The sequence below is a fragment of the Variovorax sp. 22077 genome, assembly GCF_052044195.1.
Lineage (GTDB): Bacteria > Pseudomonadota > Gammaproteobacteria > Burkholderiales > Burkholderiaceae_C > Variovorax > Variovorax atrisoli.
Map to the genome: position 1 here is coordinate 278,386 of NZ_JBQEQC010000001.1, position 21,546 is coordinate 299,931.

The following is a 21,546-nucleotide window of genomic DNA, read 5'->3' on the forward strand; positions in this document are numbered from 1 at the left end:
CTTCACGAAAGCTCATATGCGAATCTTTGTTGCAGGTCATCGCGGCATGGTGGGTCAGGCGACGGCACGGCGCCTTCGCGAACTGGGCCACGAGGTGGTGACGCGAACCCACTCCGAACTCGACCTCCTCGACCAAGCGGCCGTGGCCCGCTTCTTCGCCACGGAACACATCGACCAGGTGTACCTGGCGGCCGCACGGGTCGGCGGCATCCACGCCAACATGACCTATCCGGCCCAGTTCATCTACGAGAACCTGGCCATCGCCACCAACGTGACGCACCAGGCCTTCGTGTCGGGCGTGAAGCGGCTGCTGTTCCTGGGCTCCAGCTGCATCTACCCGCGGATGGCCGAGCAGCCGATCCGCGAGGAATACCTGCTGAACGGCAGGCTCGAGCCCACCAACGAGCCTTACGCCATCGCCAAGATCGCGGGACTCAAGCTCTGCGAGAGCTACAACAGGCAGTACGGCGCCACGCACGGCATCGACTACCGCAGCGTGATGCCGACCAACCTCTACGGCCCCGGCGACAACTACCACATCGAGAACAGCCACGTGGTGCCCGCGCTGATCCAGCGCTTCCACCTGGCCAAGATCGGCAACTCGCCCAGCGTGCTGATCTGGGGCAGCGGCCGCGCGCGGCGCGAGTTCCTGTACGTCGACGACATGGTCGAAGGCTGCCTGGCGGTGATGAACCTCTCACGCGCCGAGTACGACCAGCAGACCGACGCGATGCGCGGCCACATCAACCTCGGCACCGGCGAGGACGTTTCCATCGCCGAACTCACCGAGCTGATCCGCGACGTGGTGGGCTACACCGGCACCATCCGCTACGACCTCGCGCAGCCCGACGGCGCCCCCCGCAAGCTGCTGGACGTGTCGCGCGCCCACAGCCTCGGCTGGCACGCGACGGTACCGCTGGCCGAAGGGCTTCGCCGCACCTACGCCGACTACCAGAAGGCGATCCGGCCGGTCGAGGAAATCGGCACGAGCCGGGCACAGGCCTTGACCGAGGTGCAGGCCCCCGCCTGAACCGCCGAACCGCTCCATCCACCCAAGGCCCCGCCATGCGCCCCCTCGCCTTCTGGTCCGGCATCGTCTGCGCCACCCTCTGCGGGCTGGTCGATCCGGCTTGGGGATACGCCGCGGTGGCCGTGCTGGCGCTGGTTCAGCTCGCGATGCTGGGGCGAGCCGGCGGCAGCGTGTTCCTGCTGATCCACTACGCGACGATCCTGACCTACTTCTCGATCGCGCCGGCAATGCAGATCGCGCACGACGTGGAGTTCTGGGACGCCGGTCTGATGCGCACGGAATCGCACACGCAGGCGCTGATGCTGCTGCTGCTCTACATGGCGGGCGTGGAGGCGGCGCGGCTGGGGGAGCGCGATGCGCCGGCCGACGCGATGGTGCGGCGCGACGGCCGCCTGGTCGAGCTCGCCAATGCGCAGTTGCTGCTGCTGGGCTGCGCAGTGTTCGCCTTCGGGGCGCTGCTGGTGAAGCCGGAGCTCAACTTCGTGGCGCGCGGCGTCGTGGGCCTGAGCGGCGAGGACAACAACCTCGCCATCGACTTCATCTTCTATTCCACGCTGCCCAAGCTGGTGGTATTGCTGTGCTTCGTGGCGCTTGCCATCCATGCGATGCGCCGCCGCACGCTGTGGTCCTGGGGCGCGGCGTGCATCGCGTTCGGGCTGTCGGCGATCGCGGCCAACCCGGTGAACACGGCGCGGCAGATCCTGCTGATCGGGCTGCTGCCGCTGCTCATCCATCTGCTGTCGCGCAGCCGGCGCTGGCTCCTGGCGGGCCTGGTCTTCGGCTCGATCGCCGGGCTGGGGCCGGTGCTGAACCTGATCTCGCGCGGCAGCATCTGGGGCGAGGAGCTGCGGACCTTTCCCTTCAGCCAGGACTTCGACGCGATGTTCGTGGTGGCCGGCATCCTGGAGCGCGCACCGATCCCCGACCTGGGCTGGGGCCGCTACCTGCTGTCGGCCTTCTCCTTCTTCCTGCCGCGCAGCCTGAAGATGTTCCCGGACTTCGACCCGCTGGGCTGGAGCGCGATCCTGGGCAACTTCTCGCAGAGCAACCTCTCGCTGCCGCCCTTCACCACGGCGTATTTCGATTTCGGCATGGCAGGGCCGGCGCTCTTCGGCTTCGCGATCTCGGCCATGTTCCGCGCGGTGGATCGGGCGGTGCAGGCCGATCGTCCAGTCTCGGCTGCGTACCTCTCGGCGCTGGTGCTTCTGGCCGCCTATGTGCCTTTCATGCGCGGGCCCATCCTGGGCTGGGGCCCGTTCGCTGCATCGGGCCTGATCGCCGCCTTCGTCGCAGGCTCACTGAGCTCGCGCAGCCGCCGCGCGTCGACGCGCGTGGTGCGGCGCCACCTGCCGAGCGCATGAAGCAGGAAGAACAAGAAAGAGAAGACGCAGCCATGGCCACCTACCTCTACTACGACACCGTGCGCCTCAACAAGGCGGCCGGCGGCGTGCTCAACGTGTCGGAGGTGCTGCTGCGCCACATGCGGCTCGCACCCGACGACCGCGTGGTGCCCGTGAGCGAGCGGCATCCGCGCCTGTTCGCACTGGCACAGCGGCTGAAGATCAGCCGCTTCGTGCTCGACACGCTGCTCTACAACTTCCACCGGCTGCGCACGCTGCTCACCGGCGAGCAGCTGTTCTCTGTGTTCCCCAACTACTACCTGCCGCTCACGCTGCTGGGGCGGCATCGCGACTCGGTGGTCATCGTGCACGACCTGCAGTACAAGGCCTATCCGCAGTACTTCGGGCGCGGCAAGCGGCTCTTCCTCGACTGGAACCTCTGGCGCGCGGCGCACAGCGCGGCGGACGTGGTCTTCATCAGCCGCAGCAGCCAGCGCGACTTCGAGCGCCACTTCGGCCGCTGTGCCCATTCGAGCGTCATCTTCAACCCGGTGGACGCGCACCGCGTCGCGCCCGCGGCCGTGGCGGTGCCCGGCGAGCGCTACCTGATCGCGGCCTACCACTACTACCCGCACAAGAACTTCGCCGGCATCCTCGCGCTCTTCGCGCGCATGAAGGCCGCCGGGCTGGTCGACTGCCTCGACATCACCGGCAACGGCGCGGCGGAAGTGCAGCGCATGGTGTCGCAGATGCCGCCCGAGGTGCGCGACTGCGTGCGGCACCGCGGGCTGGTGCCGCGCGACGAGCTGCTGCGGCTCTACCAGGGAGCCACCGCCTTCATCTCGCTGTCCACCTTCGAGGGCTTCAACCTCTCGGCGGCCGAGGCGGCGACGCTGGGCGTGCCGCTGCTGCTGTCGGACATCCCGGTGCACCGCGAGCTGTTCGCGGACTACGCCTTCTTCGTGGGCAGCGAGGCCAGCGATGACGACGAGCCGGCGCGGCTCGCTCAGTACCTCGCGCACCACGGGCACGCGCGCCCGGCATGGGTGCATGCCGGCACCTGCGCGCCGGCCAACGTGGCGCGGCGCTACCTGATGCTCAAGCGCGGCACGCTGTCGCTCGCGGGGGCCTTGCCATGACCGGGAGCCTGGTTCGCTTCGTGCGGCTGCTCGCGACGCTGCTGCTGGCCGCGGCGCTGCCGCTCGCAGCCCGTGCGCAGCCGACCCCGCAGCCCGGCTTCGGCGTGATGGTGCACTACCTGCCCGACAAGCAGTCGATCGGCGAGATCAAGCGCTTCGACGTGGAGACCTTCGCCTCGACGCTGGCGGAGATGCGCGTCTCGCACCTGATCCTGACGCTCGGGCAGAACAGCGGCCAGTACATCGCGCCCAACGCCGCGCTCGAAGTGCTCTGCCCGTCCAGCGTGGCCAACCGCCCGCCGCGCGACCTGCCGCTGGAGATCGGCCGCGCGCTGCGCAGCCGGGGCATCGCGCTGATCCTGTACCTGCCGTTCCGCGCGCCGCAGGGCGACCGGGCGATGATGGAATGCCTGGGCGACGTGTCTGAGCAGGAGCCCCCGCCGGCTCGATTCGTCGCGGCCTGGTCGAGCGTGATCCGCGACTGGTCGGAGCGCTATGGCGCGCTGGCCAGCGGCTGGTGGTTCGACGGCACCTACAACACCAAGGGCATCACGCCCGCGGGCTGGGAGATGCTGTGCAGCGCCGCGCGCGCCGGCGCCACCAACCGCTGGCTGGCCTTCAACGCGGGCGAAGGCGCGGAGCGCTTCAGCGCCAAGTCGGCCCCGTGCCAGAACCTGATGGCCGGCGAATACATGCAGCCGCCTTCGCACCTGACCGGTCCGCCCTCGGAACTGGTGCTGCACGTGCTCACGCCGCTGACCGCCTCGTGGGGCCGCGACGCGCCTGCGCGCTTCACCGCCGCGCAGCTTCGCACCTGGATCGCCGACGCGGCCACCGCGCGGGGCCTCTTCACGCTGGACATGCCCATCGACGCGGCCGGCCGCTTCGTTCCCGCGCACGTGGCGCTCATCAAGAGCGTGACGGCCCGGCCCTGAATCCCTTCGCTGTCACCTCATCAACCCCAACCCGAGCATCATGAATCCGCCCCTGCCCTTCATCGTCGTGGAAGACCGACAGAACAAGACCCTGGCGCTGTGCCGCGAATCGGCGGAACTGGCCGGCGAGCCTCTGCTCGTGCTCTCGGAGACCGACGCCGGTCCGGCCTATGAGCGCTTCTGCCGCTCCTACGTGCATCTGTCGAGCAACTCGCCGGAGTTCGAGAAGATCTGCTTCAGGCGCTACTTTCTCCTGGCGCGGTTTCTGGAATCCCACCCCGAGGTGCGCGACTTCGTGCTGATCGACAGCGACGTGCTGCTCTTCGAGGGCGCGGGCGAACACATCAGGCGGCTGGTGGGCAAGGCCGACTTCTCGGGCTCCAGCATGCAGTCGGCCGACGGCTGGAACCCCTGCCAGATCTCGCCGCACGTGAGCTACTGGACGTCCAACGGTCTGCGCCGCTTCGTGGCCTGCGTGCTCGATACCTATGCGACCCCGTCGGGCCGCAGGAAGCTGCGCGAGATCTCGCAGCGCTTCGCCGCGCGCGGCGTGCGCGGGGGTGTGTCGGACATGACGCTGCTCTACCTCTGGGCGCACGCCACCGGCAACGACGACCCCATCAACCGCGTGTTCGAAGGCATGGTGGTCGACCACAACATCAACGGCACGCACAACCTGCATCGCGGGGAGTTCAAGGTGCTCGGCGGTGCCAAGCGCATCGCCCGGAGCGAGGCAAAGGCCTGGCTGACCAGCTCTTCGGGCGAGCCCGTTCGCGTGGTGGCGCTGCACTTCCAGGGCAGCGCGAAGATGGCGATGCCCCATGCGCTGCGCGGCCGCACGCTCACCGTGGCCGCCGTGACCTACGCGCTGCAGATGGCGCGCCGCGCGAAGAACAACGCCTTCCGCACCGGCGCCTTCGCGCGCCGGCTCTTCGACACCCGCCGGGTGCACCGAGTGCCGGCCGGCAAATGAGCATCGAGCGAGCCCGCGCCATGAAGCACCCCAGCCTGCCGCTTCCGCTGCCCGGTGCGCGCCCGGCATGGCTGTCGGGGCTGGGCGCGCTCGCCTCGCGGCTGTATGTATACCTTTCGGGCTTCCTTGCCATCTTCCTGATGGCAGCGAGCGTTCCGCCTGCGCGCTTCGGCGAGTACTCGGTCTACCAGTCGGTGCTGGAAGTGGCGCTGGTGGTGGCCACGCTGGGCAGCTCGCTGCTGTTCTCGCGCAATGCGGCCTCGGTGCCGCCGGGCGTGACGCGCGGCGACGTGGTGCGCACGCTGGCCATCGGCATGCCGATGGCGACGGTGCTGGCGATCGTGATCCTCACGCTGCAGCGCCTGCCGGTGGGCGATGCGCCCTTCGCCATCCTGGTGGCCACGCTGGTGGTGTTCGCCTTCAACAGCCTGCGCCTGTCCTTCAGCCGCGGCCTCGGCCGCGCGGGGCTGCTGAACCTGGAGGCCGGCATCCGCTCGACCGTGCTGGTCGCGGGCGTGGGCATCTGCGCCGCAGTGCATTTCGACCTGGGCGTGGCGCACCTGCTGCTCATCAACCTGATCGCGGTCGTGGTGGTGTGCCTGGCGGTCGGCCTGCCGGCCAACGGCGCGGCGCCGCCGGCGGGCCGCGCCGCACTCGAACTGGCCTCGCAGGCCGGCGCGACGGTGTATTCGCTGCTGATGTTCCTGCTGCGCAAGTCGGACCTGCTCATCGTGGCGTACTTCATGCCGCTGAGCTACGTGGGTGCCTTCAAGATCGCCTTCCTGCTGGCCGAGGCGCCTTCGCAGTTCGTGCAGGCCTTCCTGGTCACGCGGACGCCCGCGATGCTGGAGACCGACGCGGGCAACTTCACGGCCGCCAGGCTGCGGCTCGCACGGCATTGCTTCCTGCTGGGCTGCGCGCTCTTCGCGGGGCTGGCCGTGCTCATCTCGGTCGCGGCGCCGCTTTTGAAGCTGGGCAACGAGGCTCGCACCATCTTCCTGTGCATCGCGCCGTACTTCCTGCTGCGCACCTACACGATCCACCACGAGACGATGCTCTCGCTGAAGACCTCGATGGGCTCGCTCGGCCGCTGGGCGCTGCTGGAGGTGGCGCTGCGGCTGGCCTCCTACGCGGCGGTGGTGGCGCTCTTTCCGGAGCGGCCGCACTACGTGTTCTTCATCGCCTGCCTGAGCGACTTCGCGCTGTACGAGACGCGCATGCGCCTGCACTTCGGCTTCTTCCCCATCGTGCGCCTGCTGGCGCGGAGGCCGGCGCCGTGAAGGTTCTCCTCTACTCGATGAACTTCGCGCCCGAGCTGGCCGGCATCGGCAAGTACTCGGGCGAGATGGCCGAGTGGCTGCAGGCGCGTGGGCACGAGGTGCGGGTGATCGCGTCGCCGCCCTTCTTTCCGCAGTGGTCGGTGTTCGAGGGCCATTCGGCCTGGATGTACCGCAAGTCGGTCTGGAACGGCGTGACGGTCTGGCGTGCGCCCACATGGGTGCCCAAGCAGCCGCGGGCGCTGGGGCGCATCGGGCACCTGCTGTCGTTCACGCTGTCGAGCGTGCCGCTGCTGCTGGCGCAGATCTTCTGGCGGCCGGAGGTCGTGATCGTTGTTGAGCCGCCCGTGTCCTGCGCGCCGGCCGCGCTGTGCCTGGCCAAGCTGCTGCGCGCCCGGTCCTGGCTGCATATCCAGGACTACGAGGTGGACGCCGCCTTCGGCCTGGGCTGGCTGCGTGGCGACCGGGTGAAGCGATTCGCGCTGGCGGCCGAGCGCTGGCTGATGCGCAGGTTCGACCGGGTGTCGACCATCTCCACCACGATGCGCGCCAGGGCGCTGGAAAAAGGCGTCGACGAATCAAGGCTGGTGCTGTTCCCGAACTGGGTCGACGTGGAGGCGATCCGGCCCGTCGAGCGGACGCCGCTGACTGCGAATGCCTCGCCGCAGGGCTATCGCGCGGAGCTGGGCATTCCGGCGGACGCGGTGGTGGTGCTCTATGCCGGCAGCCTCGGCAGCAAGCAGGGCATCGAGCTGCTGGCCGAGGCGGCGCGGCTGCTGGTGTGCTCACACGACATCCACTTCGTCTTCTGCGGCAACGGGCCGAGCCGCCCGTCGCTCACGAGCGCCTGCGCCCAGCTGGCCAACGTGCACTTCCTCGACCTGCAGCCCAACGAGCGCTTCAACGAACTGCTGGGCATGGCCGACATCCACGTACTGCCCCAGCGCGCGGACGCGGCCGACCTGGTCATGCCCTCGAAGCTGGGCGGCATGTTCGCCAGCGGCCGCGCGGTGATCGTGACGGCGCATGCCGGCACCGCGCTCAGCGAGGCGGTGTGGGGCCGCGGCGTGGTGGTGCAGCCCGGCGACGCCGCCGCGCTGGCCGATGCCATCGAGCAGCTGTCGATGTCGCCCGCCACGCGCGAGCTGATGGGCTCGATCGGCCGGCGCTTCGCCGAGGCCGAACTCGACCGCAACGTGATCCTGCAGCGCCTCGAAGAGGAACTGCAGCGCTGCGCGACCGCCTGACGCGACGGCCGCCGCCACCAGGAACACGACCATGCCAGCACCCAGGATCCTCGTGACAGGCGGCGCAGGCTTCATCGGCAGCCACACCTGCGTGGCGCTGATCGAGGCGGGCTACCAGCCGGTGGTGCTCGACACGCTGGTCAACAGCGATGCGCGCTCGCTCAAGCGGGTGGCGTGCATCACCGGCGTCGAGCCCGTGCTGGTGCGCGCCGACGTGCGCGATGCAGCCGCACTGGACCGCGCCTTCGCGGCACACGAGGTGCGCGCCGTGGTGCACCTGGCGGGGCTGAAGGCGGTCGGCGAATCGGTGGCCGATCCGCTGGGCTACTACGACGTCAACCTGGCCGGCAGCCTTGCACTGGCGCGAGCCATGGACCGTGCGGGGGTGCGCACGCTGGTGTTCTCGTCCTCCGCCACCGTTTACGGCGACTCGCATCCCTCGCCCATCGCCGAAGCCGCGCCGCACGGCCCCGTCAACCCCTACGGCCGTACCAAGTCGATGGTGGAGAGCATGCTGGCCGACCTCTCGCGAGCCGACCCGCGCTGGGGCATCGCCTGCCTGCGCTACTTCAACCCCGTGGGCGCGCACGAGAGCGGCCTGCTCGGCGAGCTGCCCAACGGCCCGCCGAACAACCTGATGCCCTACATCTCGCAGGTCGCGGCCGGCGAGCGCGACTACCTGGTGGTGCACGGCGCCGACTACGACACCGCCGACGGCACCGGCGTGCGCGACTACGTGCACGTGATGGACGTGGCCGAGGGCCATGTGGCGGCCCTGCATCGCGCGGCGCGCCGGCCGGGCATCCTCATGGCCAACCTGGGCACCGGCCACGGCGCATCGGTGCTGGAAGTGGTCTCGGCCTTCGAGCGCGCGAGCGGCCGGCGCATCGCGCTGCGCATCGGGCCGCGCCGCCCTGGCGATGCCCCCGCCTACTGGGCCGATGCGCGCAGCGCGTGGCGCACGCTCGGCTGGCGGGCGCGCCGCGACCTCGACCAGATGTGCGCCGACAGCTGGCGCTGGCAGTGCGCCAACCCGCACGGTTTCGACGACCCGGTGCCCGCCCTGGTGCCCGGGGCCGCGCTTTTCCAGAACAACGACAGAGGCATCAACATCCACTCCAACCGGGGGCACACCCATGTCTGAACAAGCTACAACCCCAGCCATCGAGCTGGGCGCCGGCCAGTCGGGCTATCCGCCAGGGGTCTGCGCACCGGCCACGCCGCTGTGGCCGGGGTTCCTGACCGGGCAGGAAGACGCGCCGGTGCGCGTGCTGCTCGTGGACGACGACGAGTTCATGCGCCGCGTGATCGCGCAGGAGCTGCTGTCCGACCTGCGCATACAGCTCGAGGGCCAGGCCGGCAGCCTGCGCGAGGGCCGGCGGCTGGTGGCCACGCACGAGTTCGACGTGCTGATGGTCGACCTGCGGCTGGGCGACGGCTCCGGCTTCGACCTGATCCAGGAAGCGCGCGAGCACCGCCGCTCGGCCGAGATCATCGTCATCACCGTGCTGGAGGACGAGGCGCACGTGCTGCACGCGCTGGAACTGGGCGCCACCGGCTACCTGCTGAAGGACGCATGGCTGCAGAGCTTCGCCCAGGCGGTGCTGCAGGTGGTCAACGGCGGTGCCGCCATCACGCCGCGGCTGGCACGCCGGCTGCTCTCGCGGCTGAGCCACCGGCCGGTGGGGGCGCTGCCGCCGGTGGCGCAACCCGTGCCGCGCGCGACGACGCTGACGGCGCGCGAGTGCGAGATCCTGCGCTTCGTCGCGCGCGGGCATGTGACCGAGGAAATCGGAAACAGGCTGGGCATCTCGGGGCAGACCGTCAACGCCCACATCAAGAACATCTACAAGAAGCTGCACGTCCACTCGCGCGCGCAGGCCGTGAGCTACGCCGCGTATTCCGGGCTGATCTGAACCGGACGGCCCTCCATCCACACCACCCACCACCTCCTTCACGCTGGCGACCGATCATGAACACCGCTCTTCCCATCCATCCCGTGGTCCTGTGCGGCGGCAGCGGCACGCGGCTGTGGCCGCTGTCGCGCAAGGCCCTGCCCAAGCAGTTCGCGCCGCTGGTCGGCGGCAGGAGCCTGCTGCAGCTCACGCTGGAGCGGCTGGCGCTGCTTAACGCCGACATCACCTGCGTGACCTCGGAAGACCACCGCTTCCTGGTGAAGGAAACGGTGGACAACGCCCGGGTCACGGGCCGGCAGATCCTGGAGCCGGTGGCGCGCAACACCGCGGCCGCGATGGCGTCGGCGGCGCTGCTGGCCGCACCAGACGACCTGCTGCTGTTCGCGCCCTCGGACCACCACATTCCCGACATCGCCCTGTTCGAGCGCACCGTGCGCACCGGCATCGATGCCGCGCTGGCCGGCAACATCGTCACCTTCGGCGTGGTGCCGAGCTTCCCGAGCACGGCCTACGGCTACATCGAGGCCGGCGAGGCGCTGGCCGACGGCCATAGCCACGCGGTGGCGCGCTTCGTCGAGAAGCCGAGCGCAGCGGTGGCCGAGATGCTGATCCTGCAGGGCGGCTACAGCTGGAACGCGGGCATCTTCCTCGTGCAGGCACGCACGCTGGTCGCCGCGCTTCGCGAGCACGCGGGCGACATCCTCCAGGCCTGCGAGAACGCGACCGCCAGGGCGAGCCGCGACGGCAGCTTCCTGCGCCTGGACCGCGCCGCCTTCGAGCAGTGCCGCGCCGACAGCATTGATTACGCGGTGCTCGAGAAGCACCGGCAGATCGCCGTCGTCAAGTTCGAGGGCCTGTGGAGCGACGTGGGCAGCTGGAACGCAGTCGCCAGCCTGCATCCGGCCGACGATGCCGGCAACCGGCTCAGCGGCAAGGCCAGCGCGCTGAACTCGCGCAACACCTTCGTGCACGCGCCGCACCGGCCGGTGGTGGCCCTGGGCACGCAGGACCTCATCATCGTGGACACGCCCGACGCGGTGCTCGTGGCCGGCGCGGGCTGCGCCGAGCAGGTGGCGGAGGTGGTGCGCAAGCTCTCGCTGGAAGGCTGCGCCGAAGCCACCGAGCACCGCCGCGTGGTGCGCCCATGGGGCGCCTACGACAGCATCGACCTGGGCGAGCGCTTCCAGGTCAAGCGCCTGACGGTGAAGCCCGGCGCCCGGCTCTCTCTGCAGATGCACCACCACCGCTCCGAGCACTGGGTGGTCGTGAAGGGCACGGCGCGCGCCACCTGCGACGGCACGGTGAGGCTGGTGCACGAGAACGAATCGATCTACCTGCCCTCCGGCGCGATCCACCGGCTGGAGAACCCGGGCAAGACAGTGCTCGAGGTGATCGAGGTGCAGACCGGCGGCTATCTCGGCGAAGACGACATCGTGCGCTTCGACGACACCTACGGGCGCTGCGCACCGCAGCCGGAGGCCGCAGCAACGGCTACGAGTGCGGCCACGTTGCCGGCGGACCTCATCGCGGCAGATACGGCGTGATGTTCTTCAGCGCGTTGGCGACGTAGGCGTCCTTCTCGCCCACCGGCGCCACGTAGTGCAGCGCGTCGGCAGCCGCCTCGACGCCCTCGGCGCGCGCAATGATCCAGCCGGCCAGGTAGGGCGACGCGAAGCAGCCCCCCGCGGTGGCGACGTTGCCGCGCGCGAAGAAGGGCTGGTTCAGCACTTCCACGCCGGCTTCCTGCACCCAGGGCCTGGTCGTCAGGTCGGTGCAGGCCGGCACGCCCTCGACGAGGCCGAGCCTGGCCAGCACGAGCGTGCCCGAGCACTGCGCCGCGATCAGCTGCCGCTGCGGATCGAGCGACAGGCGCCCCATCAGCTCCGGGCTGGCGACCACCTCGCGCGTCTTCACCCCGCTGCCGACCACCACCGCATCCGCGCGGCGCGCATCTTCGAGCAGCGACTGCGCGCGGATGGTGACGCCGTTCATCGACGTGACTTCCGCCGTCGGGCAGCAGATGCTCACGCGCCAGCCAGGCTTCTTGATGCGGTTGAGCACGCCCAGCGCGATGAGCGAGTCGAGTTCGTTGAAGCCGTCGAAGGTGAGGATGGCGATGTGCATGATCGTTGGCAGGTGGAGCGGGAGCCGGAATGGCGCCATCCTAGGAGAGCCGATCAATACAATCAAAGAATTGTCATGGATACATCGAACCGACGATGGCCGAAGCCCGCTACAAGCAACTGGTCGATGAACTCGCCGCGCAGATCCGCGCCGGCCGGCTGCCGCCCGGCACCCGCCTGCCCACGCACCGCAAGCTGGCGGAGCGCCACGGGCTTGCGCTGGTCACCGCATCGCGCGTCTATGCCGAACTGGAGGCCATGGGCCTGGTCAGCGGCGAGGTCGGCCGCGGCACCTTCGTGCGCGAGGCCTCGCTGCGCGTGGGCCCCGGCGCCGACCAGCGCGCCCTGCCGGCGGACCTGGTCGACCTGAACTTCAACTACCCCGCGCTGCCCGGGCAGGCCGAACTGCTGCGCAGCGCGCTGCGGCAGCTCGCAGCCGGCGGCGAGCTCGACGCGATGCTGCGCTACGCACCGCACGGCGGGCGGATGCACGAACGCGCCTGCTTCGCCCGGCACCTCGCCTCGCGAGGGCTCGCGGCGGAGCCGTCGAACGTGCTGATCGTCGACGGTGCCCAGCACGGCCTCGCCGTGACTGCAATGGCGTTGCTGCAGCCCGGCGATGTGGTCGCAGTGGACGCCCTCACCTACCCCGGCTTCAAGGTGCTGGCCGAGGCGCACCGGCTGGAACTCGCGCCCCTGCCCGCCGCCGGCCAGGGCCCCGATCTCGACGCGCTGGAGCGCCTGTGCGCACGGCGCCGCGTGCGTGCCATCTACGCCATGCCGACCATGCACAACCCGCTGGGCTGGGTGATGAGCGCGAGCCGCCGCAAGCGCCTCGTGGCCATCGCGCGGCGGCACGGGCTGCTCGTCATCGAGGATGCGGCCTACGCCTTCCTGGCCGATGATCCACCTCCGCCGCTTGCCGTGCTGGCACCCGAGACGACGGTGTATGTCTCGGGCCTCTCCAAGAACGTCGCGACCGGCCTGCGCGTCGGCTTCGTCGCCGCGCCCGATGCGTGGATGCCGAAGCTGGAGCGCGCGATCCGCGCCACGACGTGGTGCACGCCGGGCGTGACCACCGCCATCGCATGCACCTGGCTGGAGGACGGCACGGTCGAGCGGCTCGAATCGGAGAAGCGGCAGGACGCGTCGGCTCGGCAGGCCATCGTCGGCGAAGTGCTCGCTGGGATGGGGTGCGTGCGGCATCCGTTCTCGTACTTCGCCTGGCTGCCGCTGCCGGAGGAGACGCGGGCCGATCTGGTTGCCGCGGCGCTGATGCGTGAAGGCGTTTCGGTTTCCACGGCCGAACCCTTTGCCACGTCGAAGCATGTGCCGCACGCGTTGCGGCTGGCGTTGGGGTCGGTAGGTCTGAACGGGCTGCGGACTGCGTTGCTGACTGTGCGGCGAGTGATTGAAGAGCTTTCGTACTAAGTTCTGTAAAGCCCGCATGGTCAAGATTGCGCGCAATGGTGCGAACGCCGGCCATCGTCGCTTGCTCTCATTGACAGCGAAAAGAGAGCGCGCCGAAGATGCCGGCCGGATCAGAGACGCATCACAAAGATCAGGAAAGCCTCATGGGATTCAAAGACTTGCTGCGAACACTCGCATCTGGCGGTGTTCTTCTTCTGGCCCTGACCGCCTGTGGCGGCGGGGGCGGCGGCGGCGGCGGAGCCGCTCTTCCGATTGGCCTGGTGACCTCGCCCACCCCAACCACCCCAACCACCCCGAGCACTCCATCCACGACAGGTCGCACGACTTCCGACTCCATCAAGTCCGCCCAGACCGGCGCGAGCTACGATCTCAGCATCTATTTGCCGCCCTCCTACGACAACGGCAGCAAGGCATATCCCATCATCTATGCGCTGGACGGCGACGCCGCGAATCCACCGAGCGGACGTTTTGCGAATCTGAAGAACATCCTCGAACGACGCGGAGTGGACGCAATCCTGATTGGCATCGGAGGCACTGCGCGCAGAAGCACCGACTACACCTTTCCAGGTGCCGTGTCCTATCACGACTTCCTGACGAAGGAACTCGTTCCTTACATCGAATCGAAATACCGCGCCGACGTCAGCAAACGCATGCTCACTGGGCATTCGCTCAGCGGAAGCATGACTGGCTACGTTCTCTTCATGGAAGGCGCGAACAACAGCCTGACTTTCTCGTACTTCCTCTCCTTCGAGGGCGCGTTCGGGTACCAGCAACCTGAAACCGACAGCTACGAACAGAAGATGTACGACACCCAGAAGGGAAAGTTGCTCCCGGTGACATTGGTCCTGGCAAGATGCGGCGATACCTCGTCCTGCAACTACGTGCCGGTGGACAAGGTCTATCAAAAGCTCCTGCAACGCGCCTATGCGGGTTTCACCATCGTGGAGAACACATACTCGACGGCACATGTGCCAACAGATCTGCCGGCCTTCGAAGATGCGATGGCCATGATCTTCAAATAGGCGATGCTCCACCGCTCACGTCTCGAGGGGATGGGCCGCCGCGCTCACCAGCCGTGAAAACGCCCCCAGGCGCGCAGCGAGCCATCGTCCGACAACGCGTGATATTCCGGGAACTGCGCCCCCGTCGCACAAGCATGGTTCGGCAGGATGCGCAGCCTCGTCCCCACGGGAAAGCGCGCCGCAATGTCCGCATCCGCCTCGCCTTCCCGCGAAAGAATGCCGTGTTCCTGGTTTGCACCACTGAGCACATAGCCGTCGAGCACCCGCCCCTGCGCATCGCAGATCTGCCCGTACCCGAAGTCCCGCTTCTGCTTCTGGGTCCCCCGGTCGCGGCTCATCGCCATCCAGCCTGCGTCGACGATGGCCCAGCCTTTGTCAGCCTGGTGGCCGATCACGGTGGTCAGCACGCTCAGGGCGATGTCGTCTTCCGTGCACACGCCGATGTTGCGCATGACGAGGTCGAAGAAGACGTACACGCCGGCCCGCACCTCGGTCACACCGTCCAGCGCGTCCGCAGCCAAGGCGGTGGGCGTGGAACCCACGCTGACCACCGGGCACGGCAGCCCTGCCTCTCGCAGCCGCTGCGCCGCGCGCACGCAGCCTGAGCGTTCCTGCTCGGCCATCGCCTTGAGGGCCTCGGGCGTATCGAGTTCGTAGCTGGAGCCCGCGTGGGTCAGCACACCGCCGAGGCGCATGCCGCCCTCGTGCAGCACGCGGCCGACTTCGATCAGCGCGTCTTCTTCGGGCTTGATGCCGCTGCGGTGCCCGTCGGTGTCGACTTCGATCAGCACGTCGAAGACCTCGCCGTTCGCGCGGCCGAACTCGACGATCGCGCCCGCCGAAGCCACGCTGTCGGTGAGAATGCCCAGCGCGCAGCTGCGGCGGCGCAGCTCCAGCGCATGCGGCAGCCGGTGCGGCGCCATGCCGACGGCGTAGAGGATGTCGGTGAAGCCTTCGGCGAAGAACTGCTCGGCCTCCTTCAACGTGGAGACGGTGATGCCCTGGGCGCCCGCGTCGCGCTGGGCCTTTGCGACCTCGATGCACTTGCTGGTCTTCACATGCGGGCGGAAGCGCACGCCGAGCTCGTTCATGTGCCTTTGCATGCGTTCGATGTTGCGCTGCATGCGCGTGCTCTCGATGAGGGCCGCGGGCGTGTCGATGGTGGCGAGGGTTTCTGTCATGGGTGGGCCTCTTTCATTCAGTCATTCGGCGAAGGATTGGAGCCAGGGCAGCGCGGCGTCGAGCGTGGGTGCCTGCAGCTCGGGCGGTGGCGCACCCTGGGGCAGCGAGAGGCCGACGCGGTTGTGCCAGTACGTGCGCAAACCGACCGCCGACGTGCCGAACATGTCGTAGCCCGAGCCCGCGACGAAGGCCGCGTCCTGCGCCCGCACGCCCAGCTGGTCGAGCGCCATGCGGTACGGGCGCGGATCGGGCTTGTAGAAGCCGGCCTCCTCGGAAGTGACGACCACGTCCCAGTCGATGCCCAGCCGTGCCGCGGCACGATGGCCCAGGCGCTTCGAGCAGTTGGTGACCACGGCGAGGCGGCAGTGCGGCTTGAGCGCCAGCAGCAGCTCGCGCGCGCCGTCCCATGCGGGCAGCGTGTCCCATTGCGCTTCGAGCGCATCGGGGGCCGAGCCGGCCATGCCGGTGTTGCGGGCAGCCTCCTGCACGAGCTGCTCGTAGGGCACGTAGGCGCCGCAGCCGTAGGTCAGCCGCAGGTACTCGGCGCGCCAGGCGCGGCCTTTCGCTTCGGAGCCGGCGGCGGCGTTCCAGACGGTCCAGGAGTCGAGCAGCGCGGTAAGCAGGTCGAACAGCACGGCGCGCGGATAGGCGTGGGAAGCTTGTTGCATGGCCTTGGACTCTACGTTCCGAAGCCATGCTTGTGCTTCAATGCGCAGTCATCAATCGTTAAGCACAAGTTAATGACGACGATCCAGATCGAGGACATGCAGCTTGCCGCCGCCCTGCTGCGCGAGCCATCGCTGAGCGCGGCGGCGCGGGCGCTCGACGTCACGCCGCCGGCGCTGTCGATGCGGCTGCGCAAGCTGGAGGCGTCGCTCGGCCTGTCGCTGGCCACCCGCACCGCGCGCAAGCTGAGCCTCACGCCCGAGGGCGAGCGCTTCGCGCGCGAGGCGGCCGCGCTGCTCGGGCAGATCGATGGGCTGCGCGAATCGATGCAGCGCGACGACCGGCGCCTCACCGGCACGCTGCGCATCGCCGCGCCCTTCGGATACGGTCGCCAGTACATCGCGCCGATGCTCGCGCGCTTCGCCAGGCTGCACCCGGGGCTGGGCGTGCAACTCGACCTGCGCGAGACCCCGTGGCCCGACCGGCACGACGCCGACGCGGTGATCCACATCGGCACGGTGCGCGATTCGTCATGGGTGGCGCGCACGCTCAGCGCCAACGAGCGCTGGTTGTGCGCCAGCCCTGATTACCTGCGCCAGCGCGGCACCCCCCGCATGCCGCGCGACGTGTTGCAGCACGACTGCATCTGCATCCGCGAGAACGACGAGGACGTGACGCTGTGGCACCTGCGCCCGGCCGGCCGCGCAGCCGCCGCCAAGGCCCGCCGGGAAACCCTTCGCATCTCGCCTGCCTACGTCACCAACGACGGCGGCGTGGCCCGGCAGTGGGCCGAACAGGGCCTGGGCCTGGTGCTTCGCTCCGAGTGGGACGCGGCCGATGCGGTGGCACGCGGCACGCTGGTACGCGTGCTGGCCGACTGGCAGTTCGACACCGCGCCGGTCACGCTGCTGGTACCGACGCGCAAGGGCCGCACGGCGCGGGTGCAGGCCGTCGTCGAGTTCCTCGCCGAGAGCTTCGGCAACAGGGGCGTCAAGGGAAAGTAGCTGCGCGCATATCCATAGCCGCATTCCTTCGTTGGCCGCGCCGGCGTGGTGCGCCAACACTCGCAGCTTCGTATTTTCCGGAGGAGAAGCCTGCGATGACCTTTGCTCTCGATCATTTGCCGCCCTCGCGCCGCAGCGTGCTGCAGGCCGGCGCGGCCGCAGCCGTGGTGGGTTCCGGCGGCCTGTTCGCCACCATCGCGAATTCGCAGCCGCGCAAGCTCACCTTCGCATGGAGCCAGGCTGGCTTCTGCCTCGCGCCGGTGCCCGTGGCGCTGGAGCGCGGCTTCTTCGAGAAGAACGGGCTCGACGTCGAGCTGCTCAACTGGGCAGGCTCGTCCGACCAGATGCTGGAGGCGCTGGCCACCGGCAAGGCCGATCTGGGCGTGGGCCTGATCCATCGCTGGGTGAAGCCGCTGGAAGCGGGCTTCGACGTGAAGGTGGTGGGCAGCGTGCACGGCGGCTGCCTGCGGCTGGTGGGTGCCAAGGCAGCGGGCGTGACGACCGACCTGGCGAGCCTGAAGGGCAAGACCATCGGCGTGTCGGACCAGAACAGCCCGGCGCGGCAGTTCTACGCCATCCACCTCGCCAAGAAGGGCATCAACATCGAGAAGGACGTGGACTGGCGCGTCTACCCTGCCGACCTGCTCGACGTGGCGGTGAAGAAAGGCGAGATCCAGGTGATCGCAGATGGCGACCCGAACGTATTCCTGATCGAGAAGCGCAACCCGGGCGTCTTCACCGAGATCGCCAACAGCGCCAAGGGCGAATACGCCGAGCGGCTGTGCTGCATCGTCGGCGCGCGCGGCGAGCTGGCGCGCAACGACAAGCCGCGCGCGGCGGCCGTGGTGCGCGCCCTTGCGCAGGCCTCCGACTACGTTTCCGAAAACCCGAACGAGGCCGCGCGCATCTACTCGAAGTACGCGCCCAAGGTGCCGCTCGAGGACCTGCAGAAGCTGCTGGCCGAGCTCACCTACAAGCACCACCCGGCCGGCAAGGCGCTGCGCAACGAGGTCGAGGCCTTCGCCACCGACTTCCGCAATGCGGGCATCCTGAAGAAGAGCACCGACGTGGTCCGCTTCGCCAACCACGTGTCGCTGGACGTCCTGGCATGAGCACGGCCGAACAGATCCTCGACGCTCCGCTCGGATTGCAGGGCGGCGCGCACGCGCCGGCCTCCGCCGCGCCCCGTGCGGCCAGGGCGGCGGCCACGGCCACAGCGCAGTCGGCAACGCTGCGTCCCGCCGCCCCCGCGGGCATCTGGCCCACGGGCCTGCTCGCCTCGGCCGCATGGGTCGCGCTGGGCCTGCTCACCCTGCTGTGGCCGAACAAGGAGGTCGGCTTCAGCGACTGGGCCTTCACCCGCGAGTTCGGCATCGCCACGCTGGTGATTGCCGCGCTGCTCCTCGCCATCTCGCTGCTGGGCAGCCGCGCCGGCAGGCTGGTGCGCACCCTGCGCCCGGCCGGGCAATGGCTCGTCGCACTGGCCGTGGGCCTGGCGCTGTGGGAGGTCTCCACCGCCAAGCTCGGTGTGCTGCCCTCCCCGTTCTTTGCGCCGCCGCAGAGCCTGATCGACGTGGTGCACGAAGACTGGCAGCGCCTGGGTCTGTCGACCGTGCATTCGCTGCGCCTGCTGGCCAACGGCTTCGTGCTGGGCGCGCTGGTGGGCTTCATCACCGGCGTCGCCATCGGCTGGTCGCGCATCGCGGGGTACTGGGTGCATCCACTGCTGCGTTTCCTGGGGCCGGTGCCCGCGTCGGCACTGCTGCCGCTGGCCTTCTTCTTCGCGCCTTCGAGCTATTCGGCCGCCGTGTTCCTCGTGGGGCTGGCCACCTTCTTTCCGGTCGCGGTGCTCACCTGGTCGGGCGTGGCCTCGGTGCACAAGAGCTACTACGACGTGGCGCGCACGCTGGGCGCGTCGGAACGCTTCCTGGTGTTCCGCGTGGCGATCCCGGCTGCGCTGCCGCAGGTTTTCGTGGGCCTCTTCATGGGCCTGGGCGCATCGTTCTCGGTGCTGATCACCGCCGAGATGATGGGCGTGAAGGCCGGGTTGGGCTGGTATCTGCAGTGGGCCCAGGGCTGGGCGGCCTACGCCAACATGTATGCGGCGCTGCTCGTGATGGCGGCGCTGTGCTCCGGGCTCATCACCCTGCTTTTCAAGGTGCGCGACCGCGTGCTGTCCTGGCAGAAGGGAACCGTGAAATGGTGACGAACGCCGTGCTTCCCCCCGCGCCCGCGCCGACCGGCCAGGCAGATGCCGCTGGCGCGCACATCGACATCCGCGGCGTCAGCCACTGGTTCGAGGTGTCCGGCGGTGTGCTGCAGGTGCTCGACGGTGTAGACCTGCAGGTTCGCCCCGGCGAGTTCGTCGCGCTGCTGGGACCCAGCGGCTGCGGCAAGTCGACCCTGCTGCGGCTGGTGGCCGGGCTCGAGCCCGCGACCACCGGCACCATCACCCAGAACGGCGAAACCATCACCCGGCCCGATCCGTCGCGCATCGTCGTCTTCCAGGACCCGACGCTCTACCCATGGCGCAGTGTGTGGGACAACGTGGCGCTGGGCCTGCAGGCGCGCGGCGTGCTGAAGGAACAACGTGCCCGCGTCGACGAGGCGCTCAGGCTCGTGGGCCTCACCGAGTTCGCGAAAGCCTTTCCGCACCATCTTTCCGGCGGCATGGCGCAGCGCGTGGCGCTGGCACGCGCGCTGGTCAACGATCCGCAGCTGCTGGTGCTCGACGAGCCGCTGGGCAAGCTCGACTCGCTCACGCGGATCGCGATGCAGAGCGAGCTGGTCAACCTCTGGCAGCGCGCGGGCTTCTCGGCGCTGCTGGTGACGCACGACGTGGAAGAGGCGCTGTTCCTGGCCAACCGCGTGATCGTGCTGAGCGACCGGCCCGCGCGCATCGCGGCGGAGCTGGTGGTCGACCTGCCCTACCCGCGCCACCGCGGCGATCCGCGGCTGGCCGAACTGCGGCACGAGGCGCTCAAGCACCTGGGACTCGACGCCACGTGGTGAACTGAAGAGATGAGTGGTCCGCCCGAGGCCGGCTGGCTCAACCTGCTGATCGGCCTGCTGCAAGGGGCGCAGCTGTGGCTTCTGCGCGTTCTCGACGTGCTGGGGCTGGCCGGGCAATCGCACGGGCAGCCCGCCTGGCCGTGGGCGCTGCGGCTTTCGGGCGAGAACCTGCTGATCGACCTCGGCCAGGCCCGGCGGCTCGGGCTCACGCTCGTCGTGCTTGCCGTGGCGCTGCTGATCCTGCTGCTTGCGCTACTCTGGCGCCGGCGCCGTGTGTGGCTGGCCGCAGCGGCTGTGCTGCTGGCGGCATTGGCGCCTTGGCCCGAGGCCAACGTGGTGCTGGTGCCCGCGTATCCGACCACCTTCCATGCATCGCCCACAGGCTTCACTGCCGAGAGCATCGAGCGCGGCCGCACCCTGTATGCAGCGCAGTGCGCCGCCTGCCACGGTACCGACGGCAGGGGTCACGGGCCGCTGGCCTCGGCCCAGGCCGTGTGGCCGCCCGACCTGGGAGGCCCGCTGCTGTGGCGCCGCGCCGATGGCGACGTGCTGTGGCATGTGATGAACGGCATGCGCGACCGCCACGAAACCCCGACCATGCCCGGCTTCGGCTCCACGCTCAGCGACGCCGACGCCTGGGCGCTGATCGATTTCATGAAGGCCCAGGGCGCCGGGGAAAGCCTGCGCGCTGCCGGACTGTGGGCGCAGCCCATCGCGCCGCCCGATGTGATGGTGCAATGCGGCAACAAGCCGCCGCGCAGCCTTTCCAGCTGGCGCGGCCAGCGCCTGCGCATCGTCGCATCGAGCCTCGGGGCCGGCGCATCGACGCCGGCCGACGATCCGCGCCTCGTCACCGTGCTGATCGCCCCGCAAGCGACGGAAGCCGCCGCATCGCAGTCCGACGACTGCATCGCCGCATCGCCCGCCGCGTGGACCGCCTTCTCGCTCGTCGGCGCGACCACGCAGCTCGCGGGCACCCAGTTCATCGTGGACCGCGACGGCTGGCTGCGCGCACGCGGCGAGCCCGGCAAGGCCGCGTGGAGCGACGACGACCTGCTGTGCCGCACGGAGCAGCAGCCCTCGTCGAAGCCCGGCGTCCGGCCATTGCCGCCCGACGGTCTCGGCGCCCTCATCGCGCGCATGGACGCCGAGCCGGTGCGCTTCGTCAAGGGCGGGTACGTCCACTGACACGTACCAGCGCAACGGGACTACGATGTTTTTCCAGCGCTGCCAGCTCAATCGTTTTTTC

General features: G+C 69.3%; 20 protein-coding genes. 17 read left to right on the top strand and 3 right to left on the bottom strand.

What is annotated here, in order from left to right; translation table 11 throughout:
- The first annotated feature begins 16 nt into the window (after positions 1-16).
- The 10 genes from ACTJLF_RS01170 to ACTJLF_RS01215 are packed head-to-tail and all read left to right on the top strand — an operon-like array spanning position 17 to position 11,401.
- Positions 17-1,030 carry a GDP-L-fucose synthase family protein gene (locus tag ACTJLF_RS01170; protein WP_051127528.1) on the top strand — a complete coding sequence of 338 codons (1,014 nt, stop codon included), beginning with the start codon at positions 17-19 and terminating at the stop codon, positions 1,028-1,030.
- Between the two features lie 35 nt (positions 1,031-1,065).
- Positions 1,066-2,391: a hypothetical protein gene (locus tag ACTJLF_RS01175; RefSeq protein ID WP_132798765.1), complete on the top strand. Its 1,326-nt coding sequence runs from the start codon at positions 1,066-1,068 to the stop codon at positions 2,389-2,391.
- A 32-nt stretch (positions 2,392-2,423) separates the two neighbouring features.
- Positions 2,424-3,509 (top strand): glycosyltransferase, encoded by a 1,086-nt coding sequence (locus tag ACTJLF_RS01180; RefSeq protein WP_354323188.1) that lies wholly within the window; start codon positions 2,424-2,426, stop codon positions 3,507-3,509.
- Positions 3,506-4,444, top strand: coding sequence for a hypothetical protein (locus ACTJLF_RS01185; protein ID WP_440882330.1), 939 nt, complete (start codon positions 3,506-3,508; stop codon positions 4,442-4,444). The genes ACTJLF_RS01180 and ACTJLF_RS01185 overlap by 4 nt, the downstream gene beginning before the upstream one ends.
- Before the next feature lie 40 nt (positions 4,445-4,484).
- Entirely contained in the window at positions 4,485-5,417 is a 933-nt protein-coding gene (locus ACTJLF_RS01190) for a hypothetical protein (RefSeq protein WP_132798769.1), read from the top strand.
- Positions 5,418-5,437: 20 nt separating this feature from the next.
- Complete coding sequence (locus ACTJLF_RS01195) at positions 5,438-6,697, top strand: polysaccharide biosynthesis protein (protein WP_019652701.1); 1,260 nt, start codon at positions 5,438-5,440, stop codon at positions 6,695-6,697.
- Positions 6,694-7,941, top strand: coding sequence for a glycosyltransferase WbuB (locus ACTJLF_RS01200; protein WP_184603325.1), 1,248 nt, complete (start codon positions 6,694-6,696; stop codon positions 7,939-7,941). Before ACTJLF_RS01195 ends, ACTJLF_RS01200 begins: the two co-directional genes overlap by 4 nt.
- Positions 7,942-7,972: 31 nt before the next feature.
- A complete protein-coding gene (gene galE / locus ACTJLF_RS01205) occupies positions 7,973-9,085 on the top strand; it encodes a UDP-glucose 4-epimerase GalE (protein WP_440882331.1) in 1,113 nt (370 codons plus the stop codon).
- Positions 9,078-9,857, top strand: coding sequence for a LuxR C-terminal-related transcriptional regulator (locus ACTJLF_RS01210; RefSeq protein ID WP_440882332.1), 780 nt, complete (start codon positions 9,078-9,080; stop codon positions 9,855-9,857). Before galE ends, ACTJLF_RS01210 begins: the two co-directional genes overlap by 8 nt.
- Positions 9,858-9,913: 56 nt before the next feature.
- Entirely contained in the window at positions 9,914-11,401 is a 1,488-nt protein-coding gene (locus tag ACTJLF_RS01215) for a mannose-1-phosphate guanylyltransferase/mannose-6-phosphate isomerase (protein WP_440882333.1), read from the top strand.
- Here the strand turns inward: ACTJLF_RS01215 and ACTJLF_RS01220 are convergent.
- Positions 11,379-11,981 carry a DJ-1/PfpI family protein gene (locus ACTJLF_RS01220; RefSeq protein ID WP_145759309.1) on the bottom strand — a complete coding sequence of 201 codons (603 nt, stop codon included), beginning with the start codon at positions 11,979-11,981 and terminating at the stop codon, positions 11,379-11,381. The genes ACTJLF_RS01215 and ACTJLF_RS01220 overlap by 23 nt on opposite strands.
- Positions 11,982-12,076: 95 nt before the next feature.
- On the opposite strand from ACTJLF_RS01220, the gene ACTJLF_RS01225 reads away from it, so the two are divergent.
- Positions 12,077-13,411, top strand: a complete 1,335-nt coding sequence (locus ACTJLF_RS01225; RefSeq protein ID WP_440882334.1) for a PLP-dependent aminotransferase family protein — start codon at positions 12,077-12,079, stop codon at positions 13,409-13,411.
- A gap of 143 nt (positions 13,412-13,554) precedes the next feature.
- Positions 13,555-14,433, top strand: coding sequence for an alpha/beta hydrolase (locus ACTJLF_RS01230; protein WP_440882335.1), 879 nt, complete (start codon positions 13,555-13,557; stop codon positions 14,431-14,433).
- A gap of 44 nt (positions 14,434-14,477) precedes the next feature.
- Here the strand turns inward: ACTJLF_RS01230 and ACTJLF_RS01235 are convergent, their stop codons facing one another.
- Together ACTJLF_RS01235 and ACTJLF_RS01240 are read right to left on the bottom strand one after the other, a co-directional pair.
- Positions 14,478-15,614 carry a DSD1 family PLP-dependent enzyme gene (locus tag ACTJLF_RS01235; RefSeq protein ID WP_440882336.1) on the bottom strand — a complete coding sequence of 379 codons (1,137 nt, stop codon included), beginning with the start codon at positions 15,612-15,614 and terminating at the stop codon, positions 14,478-14,480.
- A 21-nt stretch (positions 15,615-15,635) separates the two neighbouring features.
- Entirely contained in the window at positions 15,636-16,283 is a 648-nt protein-coding gene (locus ACTJLF_RS01240; protein WP_440882337.1) for an HAD family hydrolase, read from the bottom strand.
- A 72-nt stretch (positions 16,284-16,355) separates the two neighbouring features.
- Here ACTJLF_RS01240 and ACTJLF_RS01245 point away from each other — a divergent pair, with 72 nt between their 5' ends.
- The 5 genes from ACTJLF_RS01245 to ACTJLF_RS01265 all read left to right on the top strand — a co-directional run bounded on the left by ACTJLF_RS01245 (position 16,356) and on the right by ACTJLF_RS01265 (position 21,485).
- Positions 16,356-17,285, top strand: a complete 930-nt coding sequence (locus ACTJLF_RS01245) for a LysR family transcriptional regulator (protein WP_440882338.1) — start codon at positions 16,356-16,358, stop codon at positions 17,283-17,285.
- 95 nt (positions 17,286-17,380) lie between these two features.
- Entirely contained in the window at positions 17,381-18,397 is a 1,017-nt protein-coding gene (locus ACTJLF_RS01250) for an ABC transporter substrate-binding protein (protein WP_440882339.1), read from the top strand.
- Positions 18,394-19,491 (top strand): ABC transporter permease, encoded by a 1,098-nt coding sequence (locus tag ACTJLF_RS01255; protein ID WP_440882340.1) that lies wholly within the window; start codon positions 18,394-18,396, stop codon positions 19,489-19,491. The genes ACTJLF_RS01250 and ACTJLF_RS01255 overlap by 4 nt, the downstream gene beginning before the upstream one ends.
- Positions 19,485-20,297, top strand: coding sequence for an ABC transporter ATP-binding protein (locus ACTJLF_RS01260; RefSeq protein WP_440882341.1), 813 nt, complete (start codon positions 19,485-19,487; stop codon positions 20,295-20,297). The genes ACTJLF_RS01255 and ACTJLF_RS01260 overlap by 7 nt, the downstream gene beginning before the upstream one ends.
- A 9-nt stretch (positions 20,298-20,306) precedes the next feature.
- On the top strand, positions 20,307-21,485 hold the full coding sequence (locus ACTJLF_RS01265; protein ID WP_440882342.1) for a c-type cytochrome: 1,179 nt from the start codon (positions 20,307-20,309) through the stop codon (positions 21,483-21,485).
- Positions 21,486-21,546: the final 61 nt, after the last annotated feature.